Source organism: Enterococcus florum (genome assembly GCF_004309355.1).
Lineage (GTDB): Bacteria > Bacillota > Bacilli > Lactobacillales > Enterococcaceae > Enterococcus_A > Enterococcus_A florum.
This window is the reverse complement of the sequence record NZ_BJCC01000031.1, coordinates 75,393-94,448: the sequence shown is the minus strand read 5'-3', so window position 1 is coordinate 94,448 and position 19,056 is coordinate 75,393. Positions and strand designations below refer to the sequence as shown.

The 19,056-nt window shown below is 45.1% G+C and carries 16 protein-coding genes; 4 read left to right on the top strand and 12 right to left on the bottom strand.

What is annotated here, in order from left to right; genetic code table 11:
• Nucleotides 1–75 precede the first annotated feature (75 nt).
• Nucleotides 76–336: a metal-sensitive transcriptional regulator gene (locus tag NRIC_RS16085; RefSeq protein ID WP_146623731.1), complete on the top strand. Its 261-nt coding sequence runs from the start codon at nt 76–78 to the stop codon at nt 334–336.
• Between the two features lie 120 nt (nt 337–456).
• The gene (locus NRIC_RS16080; protein WP_146623730.1) at nt 457–1,188 is read left to right on the top strand and encodes a gamma-glutamyl-gamma-aminobutyrate hydrolase family protein; all 732 of its coding nucleotides are present in this window, start codon (nt 457–459) and stop codon (nt 1,186–1,188) included.
• Here NRIC_RS16080 and NRIC_RS16075 read toward each other — a convergent pair.
• The 8 genes from NRIC_RS16075 to NRIC_RS16040 all read right to left on the bottom strand — a co-directional run bounded on the left by NRIC_RS16075 (nt 1,149) and on the right by NRIC_RS16040 (nt 12,249).
• Nucleotides 1,149–1,979, bottom strand: a complete 831-nt coding sequence (locus NRIC_RS16075; protein ID WP_146623729.1) for a class I SAM-dependent methyltransferase — start codon at nt 1,977–1,979, stop codon at nt 1,149–1,151. The genes NRIC_RS16080 and NRIC_RS16075 overlap by 40 nt on opposite strands.
• A 238-nt stretch (nt 1,980–2,217) precedes the next feature.
• Nucleotides 2,218–2,961 carry a class I SAM-dependent methyltransferase gene (locus tag NRIC_RS16070; RefSeq protein ID WP_146623728.1) on the bottom strand — a complete coding sequence of 248 codons (744 nt, stop codon included), beginning with the start codon at nt 2,959–2,961 and terminating at the stop codon, nt 2,218–2,220.
• A gap of 159 nt (nt 2,962–3,120) precedes the next feature.
• Nucleotides 3,121–5,169 (bottom strand): hypothetical protein, encoded by a 2,049-nt coding sequence (locus tag NRIC_RS16065; RefSeq protein WP_146623727.1) that lies wholly within the window; start codon nt 5,167–5,169, stop codon nt 3,121–3,123.
• Nucleotides 5,166–6,857 (bottom strand): Hsp70 family protein, encoded by a 1,692-nt coding sequence (locus NRIC_RS16060; protein ID WP_146623726.1) that lies wholly within the window; start codon nt 6,855–6,857, stop codon nt 5,166–5,168. Before NRIC_RS16060 ends, NRIC_RS16065 begins: the two co-directional genes overlap by 4 nt.
• 212 nt (nt 6,858–7,069) lie before the next feature.
• Nucleotides 7,070–8,614, bottom strand: coding sequence for an alkyl hydroperoxide reductase subunit F (gene ahpF / locus NRIC_RS16055; protein ID WP_146623725.1), 1,545 nt, complete (start codon nt 8,612–8,614; stop codon nt 7,070–7,072).
• Nucleotides 8,615–8,624: 10 nt separating this feature from the next.
• Nucleotides 8,625–9,188, bottom strand: coding sequence for an alkyl hydroperoxide reductase subunit C (gene ahpC, locus NRIC_RS16050; protein WP_146623724.1), 564 nt, complete (start codon nt 9,186–9,188; stop codon nt 8,625–8,627).
• A gap of 254 nt (nt 9,189–9,442) precedes the next feature.
• Nucleotides 9,443–11,341, bottom strand: a complete 1,899-nt coding sequence (locus NRIC_RS16045) for an endonuclease MutS2 (protein ID WP_146623723.1) — start codon at nt 11,339–11,341, stop codon at nt 9,443–9,445.
• A 290-nt stretch (nt 11,342–11,631) separates the two neighbouring features.
• On the bottom strand, nt 11,632–12,249 hold the full coding sequence (locus tag NRIC_RS16040) for an isochorismatase family protein (RefSeq protein ID WP_146623722.1): 618 nt from the start codon (nt 12,247–12,249) through the stop codon (nt 11,632–11,634).
• 421 nt (nt 12,250–12,670) lie between these two features.
• On the opposite strand from NRIC_RS16040, the gene NRIC_RS16035 reads away from it, so the two are divergent.
• Nucleotides 12,671–12,979 (top strand): MGMT family protein, encoded by a 309-nt coding sequence (locus NRIC_RS16035; RefSeq protein WP_146623721.1) that lies wholly within the window; start codon nt 12,671–12,673, stop codon nt 12,977–12,979.
• An 83-nt stretch (nt 12,980–13,062) separates the two neighbouring features.
• On the opposite strand, the gene NRIC_RS16030 is transcribed toward NRIC_RS16035, so the two are convergent.
• Both NRIC_RS16030 and NRIC_RS16025 read right to left on the bottom strand, forming a co-directional pair.
• Entirely contained in the window at nt 13,063–14,265 is a 1,203-nt protein-coding gene (locus NRIC_RS16030) for an MFS transporter (protein ID WP_146623720.1), read from the bottom strand.
• 142 nt (nt 14,266–14,407) lie between these two features.
• Nucleotides 14,408–15,142 (bottom strand): helix-turn-helix domain-containing protein, encoded by a 735-nt coding sequence (locus NRIC_RS16025; RefSeq protein ID WP_146623719.1) that lies wholly within the window; start codon nt 15,140–15,142, stop codon nt 14,408–14,410.
• 571 nt (nt 15,143–15,713) lie between these two features.
• Here NRIC_RS16025 and NRIC_RS16020 point away from each other — a divergent pair.
• Nucleotides 15,714–16,739: a hypothetical protein gene (locus tag NRIC_RS16020; RefSeq protein ID WP_146623718.1), complete on the top strand. Its 1,026-nt coding sequence runs from the start codon at nt 15,714–15,716 to the stop codon at nt 16,737–16,739.
• Nucleotides 16,740–16,906: 167 nt separating this feature from the next.
• On the opposite strand, the gene NRIC_RS16015 is transcribed toward NRIC_RS16020, so the two are convergent.
• Together NRIC_RS16015 and NRIC_RS16010 are read right to left on the bottom strand one after the other, a co-directional pair.
• Nucleotides 16,907–17,503, bottom strand: a complete 597-nt coding sequence (locus NRIC_RS16015; protein WP_146623717.1) for a YczE/YyaS/YitT family protein — start codon at nt 17,501–17,503, stop codon at nt 16,907–16,909.
• Nucleotides 17,503–18,936, bottom strand: a complete 1,434-nt coding sequence (locus NRIC_RS16010; protein WP_146623716.1) for a glycoside hydrolase family 1 protein — start codon at nt 18,934–18,936, stop codon at nt 17,503–17,505. The genes NRIC_RS16015 and NRIC_RS16010 overlap by 1 nt, the downstream gene beginning before the upstream one ends.
• Between the last annotated feature and the right edge of the window lie 120 nt (nt 18,937–19,056).

The window sequence follows — 19,056 nt, the reverse complement described above, 5'->3', positions numbered from 1 at the left end:
TTCTGCTTGATTATTATACCCTCCAGAGGTATATTTATTGAGACAAAGACTCACCCAGAGGAGACGTGAAGGGCAATGACAGCAGAAAAGAAAAAAGTCATCAATCGACTAAAACGAACAGAGGGCCAAATCCGCGGGGTCCAAAAAATGATTGAGGAGGAGCAGGAATGTGTCGATATCGTGACACAGCTAAGTGCCATTCGCTCCAGTATCGATCGTGTGATGGGAGTCATCGTTGCTGAAAATTTGATGCATTGCTTCGAAGAACCCGTAGAAAGCTCCGAAGAACAAGCACGAAAACTTAGAAAAGCGATCGACATGATTGTGAAAAAATAGGAAAAAGCGACTGATGCGTGTTGATCAGTCGTTTTTTCTCTCTAAACTCTAAATTTTTTCTATACAAATTCTAATGAATCCCCTAAAATAGACAATAAAAAATAAATGGAGGAGCAACCTATGAAGAAACCAGTAATCGGCATCATGCCTTTGTATGATCGTGAAAAAGAAAGCTTGTGGATGCTGCCAGGATATCCTGCCTTGATCGAAGAAAATGGCGGAATCCCGTTGCTGCTTCCGTTGACGGATAATCTTAAAACGTTGGATTATTTCCTGGAGACCTGTGACGGCTTTCTCTTTACCGGCGGTCATGATGTAACTCCCGCTCTGTACAATCAAGAGCCGTCTTCCCGATGCGGCGAGACCAACCGGCTGCGCGACACAATGGATTGCTATTGCATGGAAAAAGCCATCGAGCTGGACAAACCGCTGTTAGGGATCTGCCGCGGAGCTCAACTGCTGAATGTCATTGCTGGCGGAACCTTGTATCAAGACTTGCCAACGGAAAAACCATCTCAGCTGAACCATCAGATGCAGGCCCCTTATGATCGACAGCAACATGATGTGCAATTGATAGAAGGGACCTTGCTGGCTGAGCTATTTGGAAAAACCACATTGGGAGTAAACAGTTACCACCATCAGGGGATCAAGGAAATCGGCAGCCAGCTGACCGTCACCGCCTTGGCAGAGGATGGCTTGGTGGAAGCAATCTATCTGCCAGACCGAACGTTCGCTCTAGCCGTTCAATGGCACCCGGAATTCTTTGCACCAGATACGAAAGAAAATCAGCTCCTGCTGCAAGCCTTTTTATCTCATTGTTTTGAGGCTGAAAAGCAGGCCACCTCTGATTGATCCTGCCAGTTATCTCCCGCAATGGACGAGAAGCGTTCAATAGATTGGTAGCCCGTTTGACTCAACTCCTTTTCCAAGGTTTCTGGTTCAAAGACCGTCTCCCAAATAAAAAACGTCTTATGGCTATTTTGGTACAGCAGGTCGTGTCGTTCCAAATAGGTATTTTCCTGTGGATAGCTGCAATTTTCCTGCAGCCGCAAACATGCGGTCTCGCTCCAAAAGCTGTTTTGCTCAACTTGCCAGCTGCGAAATGCCCGAAAATCGGCATATCGAACAGGAGTAAAAACATCAAACACCAACTTCCCACCCGGTCTCAACGCGCGATAGGCGGCTGTCAACAGCTGCCTGCGTTCTGTGTGCGACAAGACCCCTAGATCACAATAGATCAAAACGATCAAATCGTAAGTATTTTCTTGTAAGGAAGTGCTTAAATAATCTGCGGCTAAGTACGTGATCGCGTGCTGTTTTTGGGCGGCAGATTTTTTGGCGTACGCAATACTGACTTCGGAAAAATCAATCCCTGTCACCGAATAGCCCTTCTCATAAAAACGTTCCGCATAAATACCCGGTCCGCAGCCTAAGTCCAGCAGGTTGGGGTATTCAGCTGGCGGAAATTTAGCCGCAAACCACTCTACGGAGCGTTGAACGAAAGCCACGTTTCGGGTCGCTCCTTCCTCTGTTTCTTTTAAATGAGCCTCCAGCATGCGTTGGCTGATATACGGATCTGTCCAAATCGTATCCTGACTCTTGGCAAACAAAGGGATGTTCTTTTCTAACTCATTCAATCTCATTTTTTCTTCCTTCCTCTCCTACATGCAGGCAACACTCTTTTCCACAGCAAAAAAAACGTGAAAAAGAACTTCTGAACACTACAAATAAACTGAATTCAACCATGAATTTTTCAGTTTATTTGCCTTCAGACTTCTTTTCCACGTTTCACTAAATTACTTGATTACGTAATGAATAGTGCGCCGGACAAAAACACTCCCTCACTTGTTGTCACTATTAAGTCTACATCACAGCGTCTGCTTAGACAAGCGGCGATTTCAAATTAGTTGCTGAAACAATCAGCATCATTGGACGCCGCATCTCATCCTTCATGCCAGGAATTGACCACATGTCTTCCGGTGGCATAGGCTCCACCAGGCGATCGATCCGAAAACCATTGGTGAGCAAGCCATCCAAATAGGTGGTCAAGGTTTTGTGGTATTTGGTCACCTCACTGCCGAGAAAATGTGCTGAGCGTTCTCCCTCGTAGAAGTAGCGATCTACCGGAAAGTATTGGATCTCACCCTTTTCATCGTAGACCCAATCTTGGTTTCCGTTTGCCGTAAAGATCGGATGCTCGACTGAAAAGACAAAGCGGCCACCTTCGCTTAAATAGGCATGGACCTGCTGGGCAATTTTCTCAAACGATGGCAAATAATGAAAGGCCAGAGAACTGAGTACAATGTCGAACTGATCTGCGGGAAAGTCCAGCGCATCGATACTGCCCTGTACATAAGTAACACTCTCAAACGGTGTTTTTTCACGGGCCACCTCCAGCATCCTGCTGGAAATATCCACCCCGACGACTGATTTTGCCCCATGTTCTGCTGCATAGATACAGTGCCAGCCGTATCCGCAGCCGAGATCAAGCACCCGTTTTCCATTAAAATCCGGCAGCAGCTTTTCCAAGGTGCGCCATTCGCCAGCCCCTTCTAAGCCTTGCTTGCTACGTGACATTTGGCTGTACTTCTCAAAAAAATCTTCATTATCATATACGTTATTCATCTTTTTTTCCTCCATGTAATTGATTGGTTCTAAACTACATGGAATCCCGCTCTTTTGTGTGCGATCATCTGTTTTTCTTCCTTTCTTGTTGGTTTCAGTATAAGGCAGATACATAAGTAAAACAACTGTCAGCTATTACTGAGAAATGGCTCGCCCTGCTTAAAAAATACCGATCTTGTCCTCTTCGCAGTGATCCAATATTCGCTTGACTGTTTTCTGATCCATTTTTTCCCAGCCGTCTAAATAAACATGATCAATCCGACCGTAGTTATCCATCGTCAAGATCATCGCAGGCTCATCGTTTTCATCATTAATTACAAAATAGCGTTGTCCATCTACTTCGCTGAGCTGCCAAGTCCCGCTCCCGTATTTTTTGACGGGTTTGTCGGCTGCTCTTTTTTCCAATTCTGTTCGCAGTTCTTCGGTTACGTATTGCGGATAAGTGTCCACCACCGTTTTGCGGTCTTCACTAGGCAAATAGCGTGAAAAGAAGAAGTTCAGCGAGTGCAATGGCCGAACATTAATGTCCTTCAACAGTGCCTCATAATGCTGCGGCTCTAGTTCATGCCAACCAGTCCCCAGAACATCAATGATTTTTTCCTCGTCATTTAGTTTGACGATCAGCAGGTTTTCTTCATTATAGGAGACCGCTTTGCAAAGCCCATCTGTACTTGTGCGATCCGTTTCAAAGGAGAAGTCATAGCGCTTTGCTTCCGGGTAAGCGGCAGGATCAGCCAAATGCTGCTGCATCAAGGGAACTGCTTCCTCCGCCACATACTCATTGATAAAGGTTTGTCGCTCTGCCTGATCCTCTTGGCAAAAAAAATAGTAGATCATTCGTTGAGCGGGATCGGCATCTTCACTGATCAAAGCTTTAGCAGCGAAGGTTTCTTCCGCCTTTTTCTGCAGCTCATTGACGTTGGATTGATCGATCAGCGGTGGTTTTTGCAGCGTCTTCGGATCGAAAGCATTGCGACTTTCCTGTCGATCCTGATAGCGCATAAATGCACCGAACACAGAGAGCAGAACACATATCGCCAGCAAAATCTCCCAAGAAATTTTTCGCTTTCTTTTCGGCGGCACATAAGGTTTAGGATCATAATAACGTGTGTTCTGAGTCAATTCCCGCTGCTCCGTTCGATCTAGCTGGCGCTGTACCTTCCTGAAAAAGGGACGAATCATTAAATAGTGTTCTTTGGACAGTTTTTTCCACTGAGGAATGACCAGTGAAGGCAAATCGGCTTTCCAAAAAAGCATTCCCATCAATAAAGGGCGCCACGTTGCAGGTAATAAATAGGTTTCCTTTTGCAGCAGCTCAAGGTCCCTGTCTGTTAGTTCATGGGTTTTCCAGACTCGGAGATACGTCGTTAGGAAAAAGGCTAATTTGTCACTTCGGTAAGGCTGACAGCTGGCTTGTTCCAGCAAATCGGATACCTGTTGATAGCTGTCCTGCTGATCCAGATCCCCGTGGACCTTGATCAGCTGATTAAATGCTCGCAATACTAAAAAATCGCCATCCTGTTGAAAAATTTGCTCAACCTTGTGTTCGATCTCTTTAAAAAGAAGCGGATTGTCTCGACTCTGGTTCAGGAGATCGAGATATTCTCTGCGATAGGTAAAATAATTCAAGCGGTCATTCACCGGCAGTTCGCGCCATAAAGCAAAGGAAAATTCAGGCTCCGAGAGTATCGTCTGGCGCATATGAAGAAAGTACGGCAGCACTAAAGAATCATCTTTTAGTTCTTCCTCTAAATCATTTAACTGAAACGTGTCCATCAATAAAACGATAATCGATTTGTCTAAAAATTGGAAATGTTCGAGCAGCAGCTCTTGGATATAACAAGTGTTATTGATAAATTCTTGGATCGACCAGCTGGTTTGATCTTTCAGCAGGTATTTCCACGCAGCCAAATCATCAAAATACGCACACTCTCGCAGAAACTGCTGCACCTTATGCATGAAAGAATCGTCTACTGTTTCTTCAGGTTCCAGCCGTTCGACCGGTGTTCTGCGCTCTGAGGGATAAACTTGATCTATTTGTCCACTGCCTTTGGCCAGTTCAACAGCTCGGTCAAAGGCCTCCTTCAGCTGTTGAAATTCTGCCGGCTGTTCATCAGGAACGATCTGCTTCAGCTTTTTTGCATAAGCCTTTTTGATTTGTTTGATTTCCTGCGTTTTTTCGATCTCTAAAAGCTCCCAGATATTCATAGCCACAAGCCTTTTTCTAATTCAGCAAGGGTTTTCGTCAATTCACTGGCTGCTTTTTTGGTCTGATGCACTTCTTGTTTTTCCAGTACCGCTTCAAAACGAAACAACAGCTGTTGAACGTGTTCTCTGGTTTCTCCAGTCGTTTCTGCATAGAGCCGTTCCAGCCGCGCCAGCAACAACCGATTTTCTGCCCGATCCCGCGGATGGATCTTCAAAGCCTCTAATTTTTTTAGACTGGCTCGAATATCCGCTTCGCTTAGTGTTCCAGGAGATTCTTCGATGATCAGCTGGTGCGTCTTCCCCGTATCTTTGATCGTCAAAAGCACCTCCAGCAGTCCATTTGAATCATACGTGAACCGACATTCTACAGGATACCCTTTCGGTGCTTTAGGGATCGAGATCTCCATTTCACCAATTTTTAAATTGTCTTTGACGTGTGGACTTTCCCCTTGAAAAATTGAAAAACAAATTTTTTCCTGCTGGTCATAAATACTGTAGAAGGTCTTGACCTTGCTGACGGGAATCGTCGTGTTGCGTTCAATGATTGGTGAAAAAAGTCCGCCAATCATTTTTGAGCCAAAATTTTGCACACATTCGACCCCTAGAGAATGGGCGCATACGTCCGTCAGCATCATTTCTGAAACCATGCTGCGGTCTTTCTTCAACGCCGTTTGGATTCCTGCACCTACGCCGACTGCTTCATCGGGATTGATCGAAGTATAAGGAATCGTCTTCAAGAGCTTGGACAGAAAATTTCGAACCACGGGGTCCTTCGTGGCCCCGCCGATCAAGATCACCCGGTCGATCTCTTCGATCGCTGTATTGCCATCATTCAGCACACGTCCGATCGGAAAACGCATCTTGGTCAGCAGCGGTTCGCATAAGTGTTCATAGGCTTGCTTTGTCAGCTCATAGCAGTAACTCGCATCACCAATCTCAAACTCAAAGGAAGTGCTGAACTGAATAGCCAGCTCCTTTTTGAGCATCTCTGCCTTTTGGTATAGCACCGAATAGACTTCAGCCGTCAGCATTTCATCCAGCAGCTGGTTTTTGTTCAAGCAATCCTTGACGATCAATTGCGTAAAATCTTCCCCACCCAACTGATTGTCTCCAGCGATTGCTTCGACCTGCATGATGCCTTCAAACATTTCCAATAGCGATACATCAAAAGTGCCGCCGCCTAGATCAATGACTAATATCGACAGATCCTCTTCTCTATGCAGACCGTAAGCCATTGCTGCCGCTGTCGGCTCACTGAGCAGATTGAGCACCTTCATTCCAGCTAGTCTAGCCGCCTCCATCGTGGCTTCCCGTTGAGTATTGTTAAAATACGCCGGCACGCTGATGACGACCTCCTCACAGGATTCGTTTAAAAACAACTCAGCATCCTCTTTCAAACTGCTGAGGATCAGCGAAGACAATTCGATCGGCGTAAAAGTGTGACTCCCTAAGTGGTATTCTTTTTCCGTCCCCATAAAGCGCTTAAATGCAGCCGCTGTCAATTGTGGATGGCTGATCAAGCGTTCTTTGGCAATTTCGCCGATCAAAATTTCCCCATTGTCATCTAAACCGACGACAGAAGGTGTCAACGTCTGTCCGAACCGGCTCTTGATCAACTCCACCTCTGTGCCATTCCAATAGGTAACCAAGCTATTGGACGTTCCTAAATCTATTCCAACAATTGCCATACTAAACTCCCTTTTCCCTTTTTTATAAAAAGTGTAGCACAAGATCCAAAAATTGCCTGCTAAAATTTTCGCAAAAGGCAAGAAAAGCCAGAAAAAGGACCTTCAACCTAAACAGGTCAAAGATCCTAGAATGCTCAGATGTAATGTGACTAAAGCGAGTTGAGTGGTGTCCAAAACAGACAAAGCTAGTTTCTGCTTCTGTCACATTTTCTCTATTGTTCTGGAAAACTGTTTCGGATGGAATAGTCAAAAGCGCCCAATGCAGCCGTTGCTCCTGACCCCATCGAAATAATGATTTGTTTGTACGCACTATCGGTACAGTCTCCTGCAGCAAAGATCCCCTCAACATTGGTTGCTCCCTGCTTATCCACGAGAATCTCACCTCTTTCAGACAAGGCTACCGAGTCTTGCAGCCATTCTGTATTGGGCATCAGCCCAATCAAGATAAAGACACCTTCTACATTTAAGGTATGCTCTTGGTTGGTTAGACGGTCAACGTAAGTTAATGCCTCAACATGTGTCGATCCAGTGATCTCTTTTGTCGCAGCATTGGTGATTACCGTCACATTCGGTAATTCCGCCAATTTATCCTGCAATACCTTGTCCGCCTTCAGCTCAGGCAAGAATTCCAAAACATAGATGTGTTTTGACAATCCTGCCAGATCGATTGCGGCTTCGATCCCCGAATTTCCACCGCCGATCACCACGACCTCTTTGCCCTTGAACAATGGACCATCGCAATGCGGACAGTAGGCGATTCCTTTATTTTTAAACTCTTTTTCACCAGGGACATTGATCGCCCGCCAGCGGGCACCTGTTGCTAAAATCGCTGTTTTCGCTTTGAGCTGGGCACCATTCTCTAAATCGACTTCCACCCAATCAGATTTGCGGATTGCTTTGGCGCGCTGGCCCTTCATCACATCGACTCCGTATTGGTTCACATGCTCTTCCACCTGACGCATCAGCTGCGGTCCTTCGACATACGGTGTGCCAATGACGTTTTCGATCCCTAGTGTTTCCAGCACCTGACCGCCAAATGTTTCCACGACCATGCCGATCTTGATGCCTTTTCGTGCCGCATAAATCGCAGCACTTGCACCAGCAGGCCCTCCGCCGACTACCAGCACATCAAAAACTTCCTTATCCGCAAACGCCTCAGGCTTCATTGGCCCGGCTAGCTTTTCCGCCAGCTGCTCGATCGTCATTCGACCGCTGCCAAATTCTTCGCCATTCAAAAAGACTGTCGGCACTGCCATGACTTCTTTGGCGTCGACCTCCTGCTGGAACATTCCGCCTTCGATCATGGTGTGCGAGATCTTAGGATTGACGATCGCAAAAATATTCAACGCCTGAACCACGTCTGGACAGTTGTGGCAGGTCAAGCTGACATACGTTTCAAATGCCAAGGGTTCATTGATGGTTTTCACTTGATTGAGGATCGTTTCATCCACCTTAGGCGCACGACCGCTGACCTGCAGCAAGGCTAAAATGAAGGATGTAAACTCATGTCCCATTGGCAGACCCGCAAAAGCGACACCGCTCTTTTCTGCTCCTGCTTGATTGATCTCAAAGCTGGGGGTTCTGTTCAAGACTGTCTCTTCCACAGTGATTCTCGGCGACATCTCTGCAATCTCTGTCAAAAATTCACGAACCTTTTGTGAGTCCTCGTTTTCAGCCAGACTGGCAGAAAAGGTAATGTCTGATTCCAGTAATTCTAAATACTGGTTCAGCTGTGCTTTTGTTTCGTTATCTAACATCGCGATCCCCTTAAATCTTGCCGACTAAGTCAAAGCTTGGTTTTAATGTTTCGCCGTCTTCTTTCCATTTTGCCGGACACACTTCGCCTGGATGAGTCCGAACATATTGGGCTGCCCGAATTTTATCGACTAAAATACTTGCGTCCCGGCCGATCCCGTCTGCATTGACCTCCATTGCTTGTACGATACCATCTGGATCGATAATGAATGTCCCACGCTGTGCCAACCCTGATTCCTCATCTAAGACGTCAAAAATCCGCGAAATGTGATGGGAAGGGTCGCCAATCATCGTATATTCGATCTTGCCGATCGCATCTGAAGTATCGTGCCATGCCTTGTGGGTAAAGTGCGTGTCGGTCGAACAAGAATAAACGTCCACTCCTAATTCCTTTAGTTTCGCATATTGCTCCTGCAAGTCCTCTAATTCAGTTGGACAAACAAACGTAAAATCAGCTGGATAAAAACAAACGACTGTCCATTTGCCAGAAAAACTTTCGTTAGAGACCTCTACAAATTTCCCTTGATGATACGCTTGTGCCTGAAATTCTTCTACCTGTTTTCCGATCAATGACATAATATACCTCCTGTGTTTTAATGAGAATTACTTCTCTTAATTGAAAACAATTTTACTTAATACGCATAAACGCAACAAGAAAATGTTTGTCACTTTAAAATCATTATAAACAAAAATCTATTCTATTGTAAACACTTTTTTGAAGCAATTTGAACAAAAAAATCACGTCAACATCCGTCAACGTGATTTTAGCTTTATTCATTAAATGGATGCAGAAAATAGCTTTCCCTTCTGCGTAATTGTTCGACGGATCATCATGATTGCTGCCGCCTAGCCCGCATCTCTTTGTCTAATTGTTTTTGGGCTTTTTTCGACCCGCGAGCCAAATCCTTCTCACGTTTTCTGGTATGAAAGTCACTAAACAAACTATCTAAGTCATAGTCCTGCGGGTAAAGCTCTTGGGCAGACATGACGAGCTGAACTCGCTGTCTTTGAACCTTGATCATTTCTTGATTCAAAAAAACTTCGACCATGGATTCTCCAGTGTCCTCATGAATCAGTGCTGTCTCCTGTGACTCTGTCAGTAAGACGCGGTCGCCTTTTTGGTAAAGCTGATCGACTTTCTTTTGGCTGGTCGTTGGCTGTCCGACCGCTGGAAATACCTTTTTCTCCGTGTGATACTCTTTATGGTCCATGTATTTTTGAGCTTGCTCGATCAGCTCTGGGGTCATCTTCATTTTTTTTGCGATCCAAAGTGCCTGACTGTCTCCGACCTTGCCGACCTGCAGCAAATACTTAGGTGTCAACGTTTCGCGGTCAAATGCCATGGCTGCAGGAACGAAATCCTGATGTTCCTCGGCAAAGCGTTTGATCTCACCATAATGCGTCGTTGCAACGGTTAGAGCCCCTTTTTGATACAGTCTCTCCATGATGGCGATTGCCAATGCAGCTCCTTCATTCGGCTCTGTTCCGCTACCAATCTCGTCTAGCAGCACTAAGCTGTTTCGTTTCACCTTTTTCAAAATACCTGCAATATTGTGCATATGGCCTGAAAAAGTACTGAGGGCATTGTCCATGTTTTGCTGATCGCCAATATCGACAAACAAATCATCTAAGACTGCGATCTCGGTCCCTGCCTTGGCCGGAATCTGCACTCCGATCATCGTCATCAGTGTCAATAACCCGACCGTTTTTAACACGACCGTCTTGCCACCGGCATTTGCACCTGTAATAACCAGTCCGCGATAATCCTTTCCGATCGAAAAGTCCAAAGGAATCGCATCAGAAGGTAAGAAAGGATGCCGGCCTTGCTTGATCTGGATGATCTCTGATTTGTTGACCTCTGGCGTGATCCCGTTCAGCTCCCGGCTGAATTTCGCTTTGGCAAAAATTACGTCGAACGCAGTGATCGTTTCCAGTGCAAACTGAATCTCGGTTTCCCGTTCAGCCAATAGACCCGTAAGTTCAGCCAAGATCTGGTATTCTTCAGCGATCTCTTCTGCCTTTAGCAGCGCGTGCTTTTCATTGAGCTTATCGACACTCGCAGGTTCGATAAAGACTGTCTGTCCCTTGCCGGATTGTTCAATCACGGTACCTGCCACTCGATTTTTATAGCTGGCTTTGATCGGGATCGTATAATGATCGCCTTTTTGAACCACCAATGCATCTTGAATCATTTCCTTGTTGCCGGGGTGGCGCAAGAATTTCATCAGCCTATCTTGGATCTCCTTTTCGGTCTCCTGAAGCTGCTTGCGAATCTTGCGCAAGCTGCGCGACGCATCATCCGCAACCTTACTGTTTTGGATTTTTTGATAAATCGCTTCTTCGATCTCCAATAAACTCGGCAGCGTCTTGCTGTAGGAATACAGCAGAGGCGTCTGGTATTGATTTTTCTCAAAAAAGCCCGTGATTCTGCGGCTGCTCCGTATGAAATCAGCAGCTTCGATTAGATCGTGAGGCAACAAGATCATGCCTTTTTCGACTTGCTTGATCAGGGTATTGATTCGAATCAAGCCCATAAAGGGAACATGCTGACTGCTGTCAATGATCAGTCGAGCCTCTTTGGTCTCTTTTTGCCAGGTTCTGACTGCCTGCAAATTGGTTTGTGGTACCATCTCGGCGATTCGCTGTTTGCTGTATTCTCCGATCGCACGTGCTTGAATTTCATTGATCACTCGTTCAAATTGTAAGTGTTTGAATGTTTCGTTGTTCATTGTTCTCTTTCCTTTCTGAAAAGAGATACCTGCCTTGGTATAAATCCCTCACCTAGAGTATACAAAAAAAGACGACAGTTCTCCTATCGTCTTAGCGTCCATTTGCTATTATTCGACAGATATCACTTATAAGCGCATCAAATAAACCTCTAAGGGTTCATTGATTTATTCAACTTATGGGTTAGATACCTGCTACACTCACACAAAAACTCCGTTCATCTAGGTGATTGATTTATTTATGGTTCCACTATACCAATCGCCTAGGAGGTTGTCAACTTGCTCGCAATCAGTTATCTCAAATTTGAGAATGCACCAAACTTCGTCATCAACTCATCGAAGCCATCTACCGTGCCTTCACGGTTCCAGTCACGCTGCAGCTCACAAGCCAATTGGGCAATCGAAGTCAGCTGTGCGCCAGCCTGTTCTACTCTGCGTAAAGCTGTTTCGTGAGCCATCGAAGAAGTCCCGCCAACTGCATCCACGATCGGATAAACTTCAAAGCCTTCTTTTAACGCATCCAAAGTTGGAAAGGTCAAACAAGCTTCTGTCCACAAAGCCATGATCAACATCTTTTTCCTCCCGGTCGCTTTGATTGCTTCGTTGTACTCCTTGTCTTCCCAAGCGTTGATCGAGCTGCGGTCATAGGAAGGGGCGTCCTCTCCGACGGCCTTTCTTAACACGGGAATCGTATCCTCGTTCCAACCTTTTTCAACATTGACAGTGGAAAGCACGATCGGGATATTGTAGAGCTTCGCTAATTCGATAACAATCTCCGTGTTGCGAATCAATTCTGAACGGTTCATTGAATTGATCGAATTAATTTGAGTTGGTTGGTAATCGATCACCGTCAATACTGTATTCTCCGGAGATAGCAGCTGGTCCTCTTGTCTTTTTTCATAGCTTGTCATTCTGAACACTCCTTTGATTATCAATAGTTCCATTCTACTGCGGAACCCGGTTGTACACGAATGATTTGCTTATGATTCTCCTCACATGATTAAACCTTGGACTAATCTGTTGCACCTGTTAAAACACCACTATTTTAGGTTGAGCTATTCATTTTTGATTAAAAAAAGGGTGTCCGTTTCTATCCGCTGATCTAACACAACACATGTTACACCATCAACTATCCAAGTCACGGTATCAAAATCAGCCCAAAAAGCGGCTCTACGTTTGAACGGTGTGTCAAACCTGCCCTTTAATGAATTGAAAGCAGGCGATGTTCCTTTCATCCTACACTTGCTAAAAGCAGCGGATGCCTTTTTGCTTCTTGTACTTTTTTTACTTCCTGTTACGATTAGAAGAGAAACGCACGAGAAAGGAGCCGCCATGGCTAGACTGACAAATGATTTCGTATTTTTGATCCTTTCAATCGTAGAAGAGATTCCGGAAGGAAAAGTAGCAACCTACGGACAAATCGCTGAATTGGCTGGCTTCGAACGAAATGCCCGTCTCGTTGGAAAAGTACTGAGCCGCGCTGATTTTTACGGAAAATATCCTTGCCATCGCGTTGTGAACAGCAAAGGCGAATGCGCCAAACATTGGCCTGCACAAAAGAACCTGCTGAAAGCCGAAGCGGTCCGTTTCACGTCAATAGGCAGTGTCGATTTGAAAAATCATCGATGGGAACCCGAGTAAAAGCGATCAAAAAAACTCGCACAATGCCGTCTTGTCAAAGTGTCCAGCTTTGAAAAAACGATGCATTGCGCGAGTTTCTTTGGTTACTCCTCTGCCATCAAAAAGACCAGTATCGTACCGATCGCTGAGATAAGCGTACCTGCCAGCAGCATGACAGAAACTGAAAAGGAATTCAATAATTGTCCACCCAAAAAGGAACCGACGATCCCACCGATGGTATTTGCTGTACTCATCAGGGTTTGTCCTTTGATCAGATCTCTCTTTGGGATGATCTTGCTCGTGTAATAAACTGACGCCGTGGTATGCAGAGCAAACCCGATCATCTGCAGCGTTTGCGCGACATTGATCAACAAAATATTCGGAGCTGCTAAGATCAGAACTGCTTTGATCGTGAAAAAAACAGCAGCCAGCCGAATCAGCGATTTCAGTTTGAAACGGCTCATCAGCCAAGTAAACAAGAACATTGTCGGCAGCTCACTCAACGCGGCGATCGACAAGGAAGAGCCGACATTCGCCTCTGTTCCACCTAAAGGCTGCATAATTTGATACATGTAGCTGTTTACGATCGTATGAAACACGAACAGGCAAGCCACACCAACGATCAACCCCATGAACCGTTTGTAGCGCCGAACAAACACCGGCAGGCTGCAGGGATCCTCCAGCACCAGCTCCTCCATCTGCTCTTCCTCATTCACAGACAGGGAATAAGTCCCTGCTGTCTTTCGAGTATCTAAAAAGCGGGTTGCCACAGCGAAAAAAGCAAAGATCCCGATTAATGCATACAGCACAACATTGACAGAAAAGCGTTCAATCAATAAGCCCGTGCCTGCAGAAGCCAAGGCAAACGCCAACGAACCCAATCCGCGTGCCACACCAAAGTTCAAGGAATACCCCCGGCTGATGAAGAAGGTTCCGATTGAAATCGTCATGGGCTGCAGCAAAATGAGACACGTGTATAAAAGCACATAGAGTACTGCAATAAGCAGGTAATGGTTAAAAATGACGAGCAGCGCCGTTGAGAGCAGCACTAACACTGCTGCCATAGCGGCTGAAAGCTGTGACAAGGTCCAACGCTGCATGCGGTCCGCAAACGAGGCCAAGAAAGGCTGAGCGACTGTTGCCAAAAGATTGGCCGCAGACAGAATCAGTCCGATCTGACCATTGTTGAACTCTTTTGCCAACAGAAACACCGAAGCAAAAGTAGCCAAGATCGAGTAGCCCATCCAATAAGGCACCTGCAAACTAATATAGCGTAGATTCAATTGCAAACTTTGTTGTTTTTTCATCTCCCACCACATTTCTACTGGTAATTTCTTTATTATGACGATTCCCACTAAAGATAGCAAGTCTGATCAGAGAGCAACGAGCAAAAAAGAGCCAGAAAACGGCCAACATGCCCTTCTCTGGCTCGCGACTGCAAGCGGAGGTTTATTCGAATTCTTCAAATGCTAAGTTTTCAAAAGTCCCCGGAGCGGTCGGTGCAACAATCCCGTCGACATTTCCTACGAGCTTATAGCCGACACCCCAGATTGTATCGATATAAACATCTTGAATATTTTCGGCAGCAAATTTTTGATTGATCCGCTTCACGATGATCGACAGCTGAGAAAGCTTAGAGGAGATCTTATAGTCGCTCCCCCATACGAGGCCGCATAGATCAGAACGTGAAACAGCATGCCCATTTTGCATCTCCAAGCCAGCCAAGACTTTCATATCCAACCGGTTCAACGAAGGAAATTCCCTTCTCGCCTTTGGTTCCTCTGCCACTACGGTTTTTACTGGGAAAAAGCTGATCAGAACTTCCCTCAGCTCCTCCAAAGAGATCTTGGCGTCAATCGTACGAATAGTGCGATGACCAATTACGACACGTTCTTCCAGCTTGCCCTCCTTCTTGATCAAAATATGATGATCCTCGATCAGTTTCGGCACCAGCTGCTCTGTTGTTGCATTGGAGAGGGTCTCGCTCATAATAATCACCGAAAAATAGTCAAGAATCTCCTTAGCCGTAGAAAAATCAGAGAGACTTTCTGATACAAAGACCTCATAATTTAGCCGCTGAATATTTTGTTGGATTTCTTTTTCATTTAAAATATTTTGAGTGAAAATCAGTATTCTTTTCATGCTTTCATCAATCCCATTTACTCGTCCTTCCGTTCTCGCCAAAACAGGGACCTTGTTCCCTTGAAAAAAGGCAAATCAGCTACACTAAACAACAATTCTTTTCCCATGTAGATCAAAAAGTAATTGTAAAGAATTATCACATATTATACAACTTTTTTAATTTTAAAATACTATTTTTTGAAAAATAATAAAATAAAAAAATGATATTTGCTCATTTATCACTCCAAATCAAAGGCTCAGCATGAAGAAAACAACGAAAGCTCAGCGTATCAGTACTTCACCCTTTTTATTAAGATATTATTAATTTTTGTAAAAATAACCCCCACTCCTCCATTGTTCGGCATCTAGTTCATCAAATTTATGTAAAAAATCTCCTTTATAAATAACGAACAATCGGATTATTAAAAAGGACTTTTTAGTTCAAAAAGGCGATTATATCAATACTTCTAATTGAAAAATGGTTAACAAGTCGGCTTCCTATAATTTCACATAAAAAGGGAAAACACAAAAAAATTTAAAATAACAAAAGTTATACAAAAGGAATTCGCTTGTCTTTTTCTATTGACTTATTTTATGATGTAAGCGAATTCTTTATCAGATGGGAGAAATGGATATGACAAACAAACCCCTAAACCAACGCCAGTTGTACACGATGAAAAGAGAGAGTCTGGAAAAAAGGTTCTTAGATTACTTCCATGAGACCAATGATGCCGCCTACTTGATTCAGTGTGCGATCGCTGTGATGGTGCGCAATGCTTTCTCTCCAGCCGACCTGTCTTTTCTTGCTAAAGAACTGATTCGCGAACTGTTTTTGACGAGCGATGCGTTGGATTCTGTGCGCCATTATTGCGTTTATTTCCGTGATTACTTTGATGGCAGTGAATGGGGAGCCGTGATTGGACGTCTGTTTGAGACCCAAGAGGAATTTTTGAAAATCACCGAGGACACTCGTTCACACATAAAAAAACTGCGGGCAAAACTGATCTCTGGGAGCCGAGAAGTCTCTGTAAAAGCCAGTTTGGTGTCGACCTTTGAGGATGCCAATGGGAAAAAACATGGCTGGAGCTTGAGTCATGTAGATCCTGAGATTGCGCCGCAGGATAATTATGATCTGCTGCATATTTTGACGACTCTGACTATTTTTGAAAAAGACGGAGTGCGTCGTTTTGCCAAAGTGATCAAGGCTGATTTCAGCCTCACGAAGGTTGGTTTTGACACTCGAAATGACGATGATCCGGTGAAAACGCGGGAAGAGCTAATCGAGCTGCAGCCAATGGAAGTCGACGGTGAACAGGTTCAACTTGTTGAGACTGTGATGCCAGAGGGCTTTGATCCTTCAACGATGTCAGAAGAGGAACTGATGGAAATGGTGAAGTCGACTTTACCAGAAGGAGCGGTTTTGACCGACTTCCAGTTTGAAACGGTCTCTGATGAAAAAGAGGCAGCCATCGCCACAGCTACAGCCACAAAATCGAACAAACGGCAACAGGAAGTCCTCGATGCGTTGAAAAGAAAACGCAACCCCCGGGATTATTCAAAAAAACCGTTAACCAAAGACGAGCGGCGAAGACAGCGGGAGAAAGAAAAGGTGCTGATTAAAGCCACCGGAAAAAAGAAGAAGCGGAAAAAACGAAAATAATGGTGCATTTTTACTGGATCCAACACTGGTCTTTTCGCGCAAAGCTGGATCGATTCTTCTTCAGCATGTCTCCAAATAAAAACGCCAGTTGAAGCTTCTCAACTGACGAAGGATGATCCAAAAAGAACAGCATTTTCCTGATGAGTTCTTTTTTATCTATTTTTATTTTACAAAAGCGGCAGCATTTTATGCCCGCAGTAGCGGCTTGCACCTTTTAACAGCGGGCCGATCATTACGACACCTAGGATCGGACCCAACATGAATTTTCCACCAAGAAGCATGCCGACAATAAAGCAAAATGCGTCCAACATCATCCGAATTTTCGCTAAATCCATAGCCAGGCGCTGGCTAAGAACAAAGCTTAAAGCAATGTAGCCCTCTTTTCCAGTATTGGTCGCTGCCGCAATCCCTGAACCGATACCGATTAGGGAAATGCCGATCAGGACCATGAGCAGCTTTATACCGAAGGAGCTGGGACCCGGAACCTCTTTGATGACAATGTCCGTAAAAATGCTGGTAGCGATCGGGTTTAAAACAGTTGCTAGGCCAAGTTCCTTTTTATTTATAAAAAAGACCATTGTTAGACAGGTGGCAGTAACCAGCAGGGACGCTTGTCCCACCGTAACTGGCAAATGCTTTGCCAGCCCCTCCCACAAGACGCCTAGAGCATCTGCACCCAACCCAGTCGTCACGCACATTCCCACCCCGACCCCTACAAATGAGGAGCCAAGGACGGAAATAACTAATCGGATCAGCATTTTCATTAATCCAAATCTGTGCCATCAGAAGCGATGACTTTTTTGTACCAGTAGAAAGAGTCTTTTTTGATTCGTTTGCATTCCTTAGGATCTTCATCTGTGCGATCCACGTAAATCAATCCATAGCGCTTTTTGTATCCGTTGCTGGTAGACAGCAAATCTAAAGCGGACCATGGCATGTAGCCAACGACTTCTACCCCAAGTTCCATAGCGCGTCTAGTTGCCTGGATATGTTCACGGAAATAGTCGATCCGATAATCGTCATGAACTTTTCCATCTGCGGTCAACTCGTCATGAGCTCCTAAGCCATTTTCGGTGATCATGAAAGGTACTCTGTAGCGAGTGTAGAGATCGCGATAAACGTATTCCAACCCAATCGGATCGATCGCCCAATCCCAGTCCGTTGTTTTCAACTCTGGATTTGGACACATTTGGTAAAAGCCGGGATGAGTCTCAAAGCCGGACATATCGCCTTTTTTCCCAGAAAGGTTGTAGCCAGACCAGCTATGCTCCGTAACATCCTCTGGACAAGCATGGGCACATTGGCTGTCATAGTAGTTGATGGCAAAGAAGTCGGATAAGTTTTCTGCAAACAGCTCTTCATCGCCCTCCTCTATCTCAGGAGCCAGCCCGTGTTTTTTCAAATAAGTCAACGCAGCAACATTGTAATAGCCGCGGAAATAAACATCTAAGTAATAAGTGTTTCGCAGATCATTGGCATTCAATGCTGCCAGCTGATCCTCTGGTTTACAGGTACGAGCGTAAACTGGTGCGTAGCCTAATGCAGGTCCAGCCAAACCGCCAACTTCATGAACATACTTGCAGGCAATCGCTTGGGCCAAGTTCATGTGATGGTTGATTTGGTAGCGAAGCTGATTGTTGTCGCGATACTCCGGTAAAATGTAGCATTTTTGGGTCCAGTATTGAACGATGATGCTTTGTTCGTTGATGGTGATCCAATACTTAATGTCGTCTTTGAACTCATGGATCACGTATTTTGCAAATACTTCAAAATCTTTGACCACTTCACGAGACAACCAGCCGCCGTATTTTTCCACCAAAGGCCATGGCAAATCATAGTGATACAAGGTTGGGATCGGTTCAATGCCGTTGTCCTTCAATTCCTTGATCAGGTCGCGGTAAAACTGTACCCCTGCCTCATTGACGACATCGTCCCCGTTCGGAAAAATTCTTGACCAGGCAATCGAAAAGCGGTAGCTGGTAAAGCCCATTTCCTTAAACAAAGCAATATCCTCTTTGTACATGTGGTAATGATCGCTGGCCACGCTGGCGTCTGCAAACCCATACTGTTCACTTCGTTCCCGGTTGATAACGTCTTGCTGGGATAGTCCTTTCCCATCCTCTAGTGCGGCACCTTCGACTTGGTAGGCGCTGGTTGATGCTCCCCATAGGAAGTCTTTTGGAAATTCTTTGTTCATGTAAATCCTCCTCTAGTTTGTAAATAATCTATCGTGTGGGGAAAATACATTCCACCACGGTGCCAGTTGGGTATGTTTGGGAGAATGACATTCTTACTCCTGATTTTCCTTGATTCTCGT

Coding starts and splice junctions, on each gene's coding strand:
- NRIC_RS16085 (WP_146623731.1), top strand. CDS start 76: ATGACAGCAGAAAAGAAAAAAGTCATCAATCGACTAAAACGAACAGAG.
- NRIC_RS16080 (WP_146623730.1), top strand. CDS start 457: ATGAAGAAACCAGTAATCGGCATCATGCCTTTGTATGATCGTGAAAAA.
- NRIC_RS16075 (WP_146623729.1), bottom strand. CDS start 1,979: ATGAGATTGAATGAGTTAGAAAAGAACATCCCTTTGTTTGCCAAGAGT.
- NRIC_RS16070 (WP_146623728.1), bottom strand. CDS start 2,961: ATGAATAACGTATATGATAATGAAGATTTTTTTGAGAAGTACAGCCAA.
- NRIC_RS16065 (WP_146623727.1), bottom strand. CDS start 5,169: ATGAATATCTGGGAGCTTTTAGAGATCGAAAAAACGCAGGAAATCAAA.
- NRIC_RS16060 (WP_146623726.1), bottom strand. CDS start 6,857: ATGGCAATTGTTGGAATAGATTTAGGAACGTCCAATAGCTTGGTTACC.
- ahpF (WP_146623725.1), bottom strand. CDS start 8,614: ATGTTAGATAACGAAACAAAAGCACAGCTGAACCAGTATTTAGAATTA.
- ahpC (WP_146623724.1), bottom strand. CDS start 9,188: ATGTCATTGATCGGAAAACAGGTAGAAGAATTTCAGGCACAAGCGTAT.
- NRIC_RS16045 (WP_146623723.1), bottom strand. CDS start 11,341: ATGAACAACGAAACATTCAAACACTTACAATTTGAACGAGTGATCAAT.
- NRIC_RS16040 (WP_146623722.1), bottom strand. CDS start 12,249: ATGACAAGCTATGAAAAAAGACAAGAGGACCAGCTGCTATCTCCGGAG.
- NRIC_RS16035 (WP_146623721.1), top strand. CDS start 12,671: ATGGCTAGACTGACAAATGATTTCGTATTTTTGATCCTTTCAATCGTA.
- NRIC_RS16030 (WP_146623720.1), bottom strand. CDS start 14,265: ATGAAAAAACAACAAAGTTTGCAATTGAATCTACGCTATATTAGTTTG.
- NRIC_RS16020 (WP_146623718.1), top strand. CDS start 15,714: ATGACAAACAAACCCCTAAACCAACGCCAGTTGTACACGATGAAAAGA.
- NRIC_RS16015 (WP_146623717.1), bottom strand. CDS start 17,503: ATGAAAATGCTGATCCGATTAGTTATTTCCGTCCTTGGCTCCTCATTT.
- NRIC_RS16010 (WP_146623716.1), bottom strand. CDS start 18,936: ATGAACAAAGAATTTCCAAAAGACTTCCTATGGGGAGCATCAACCAGC.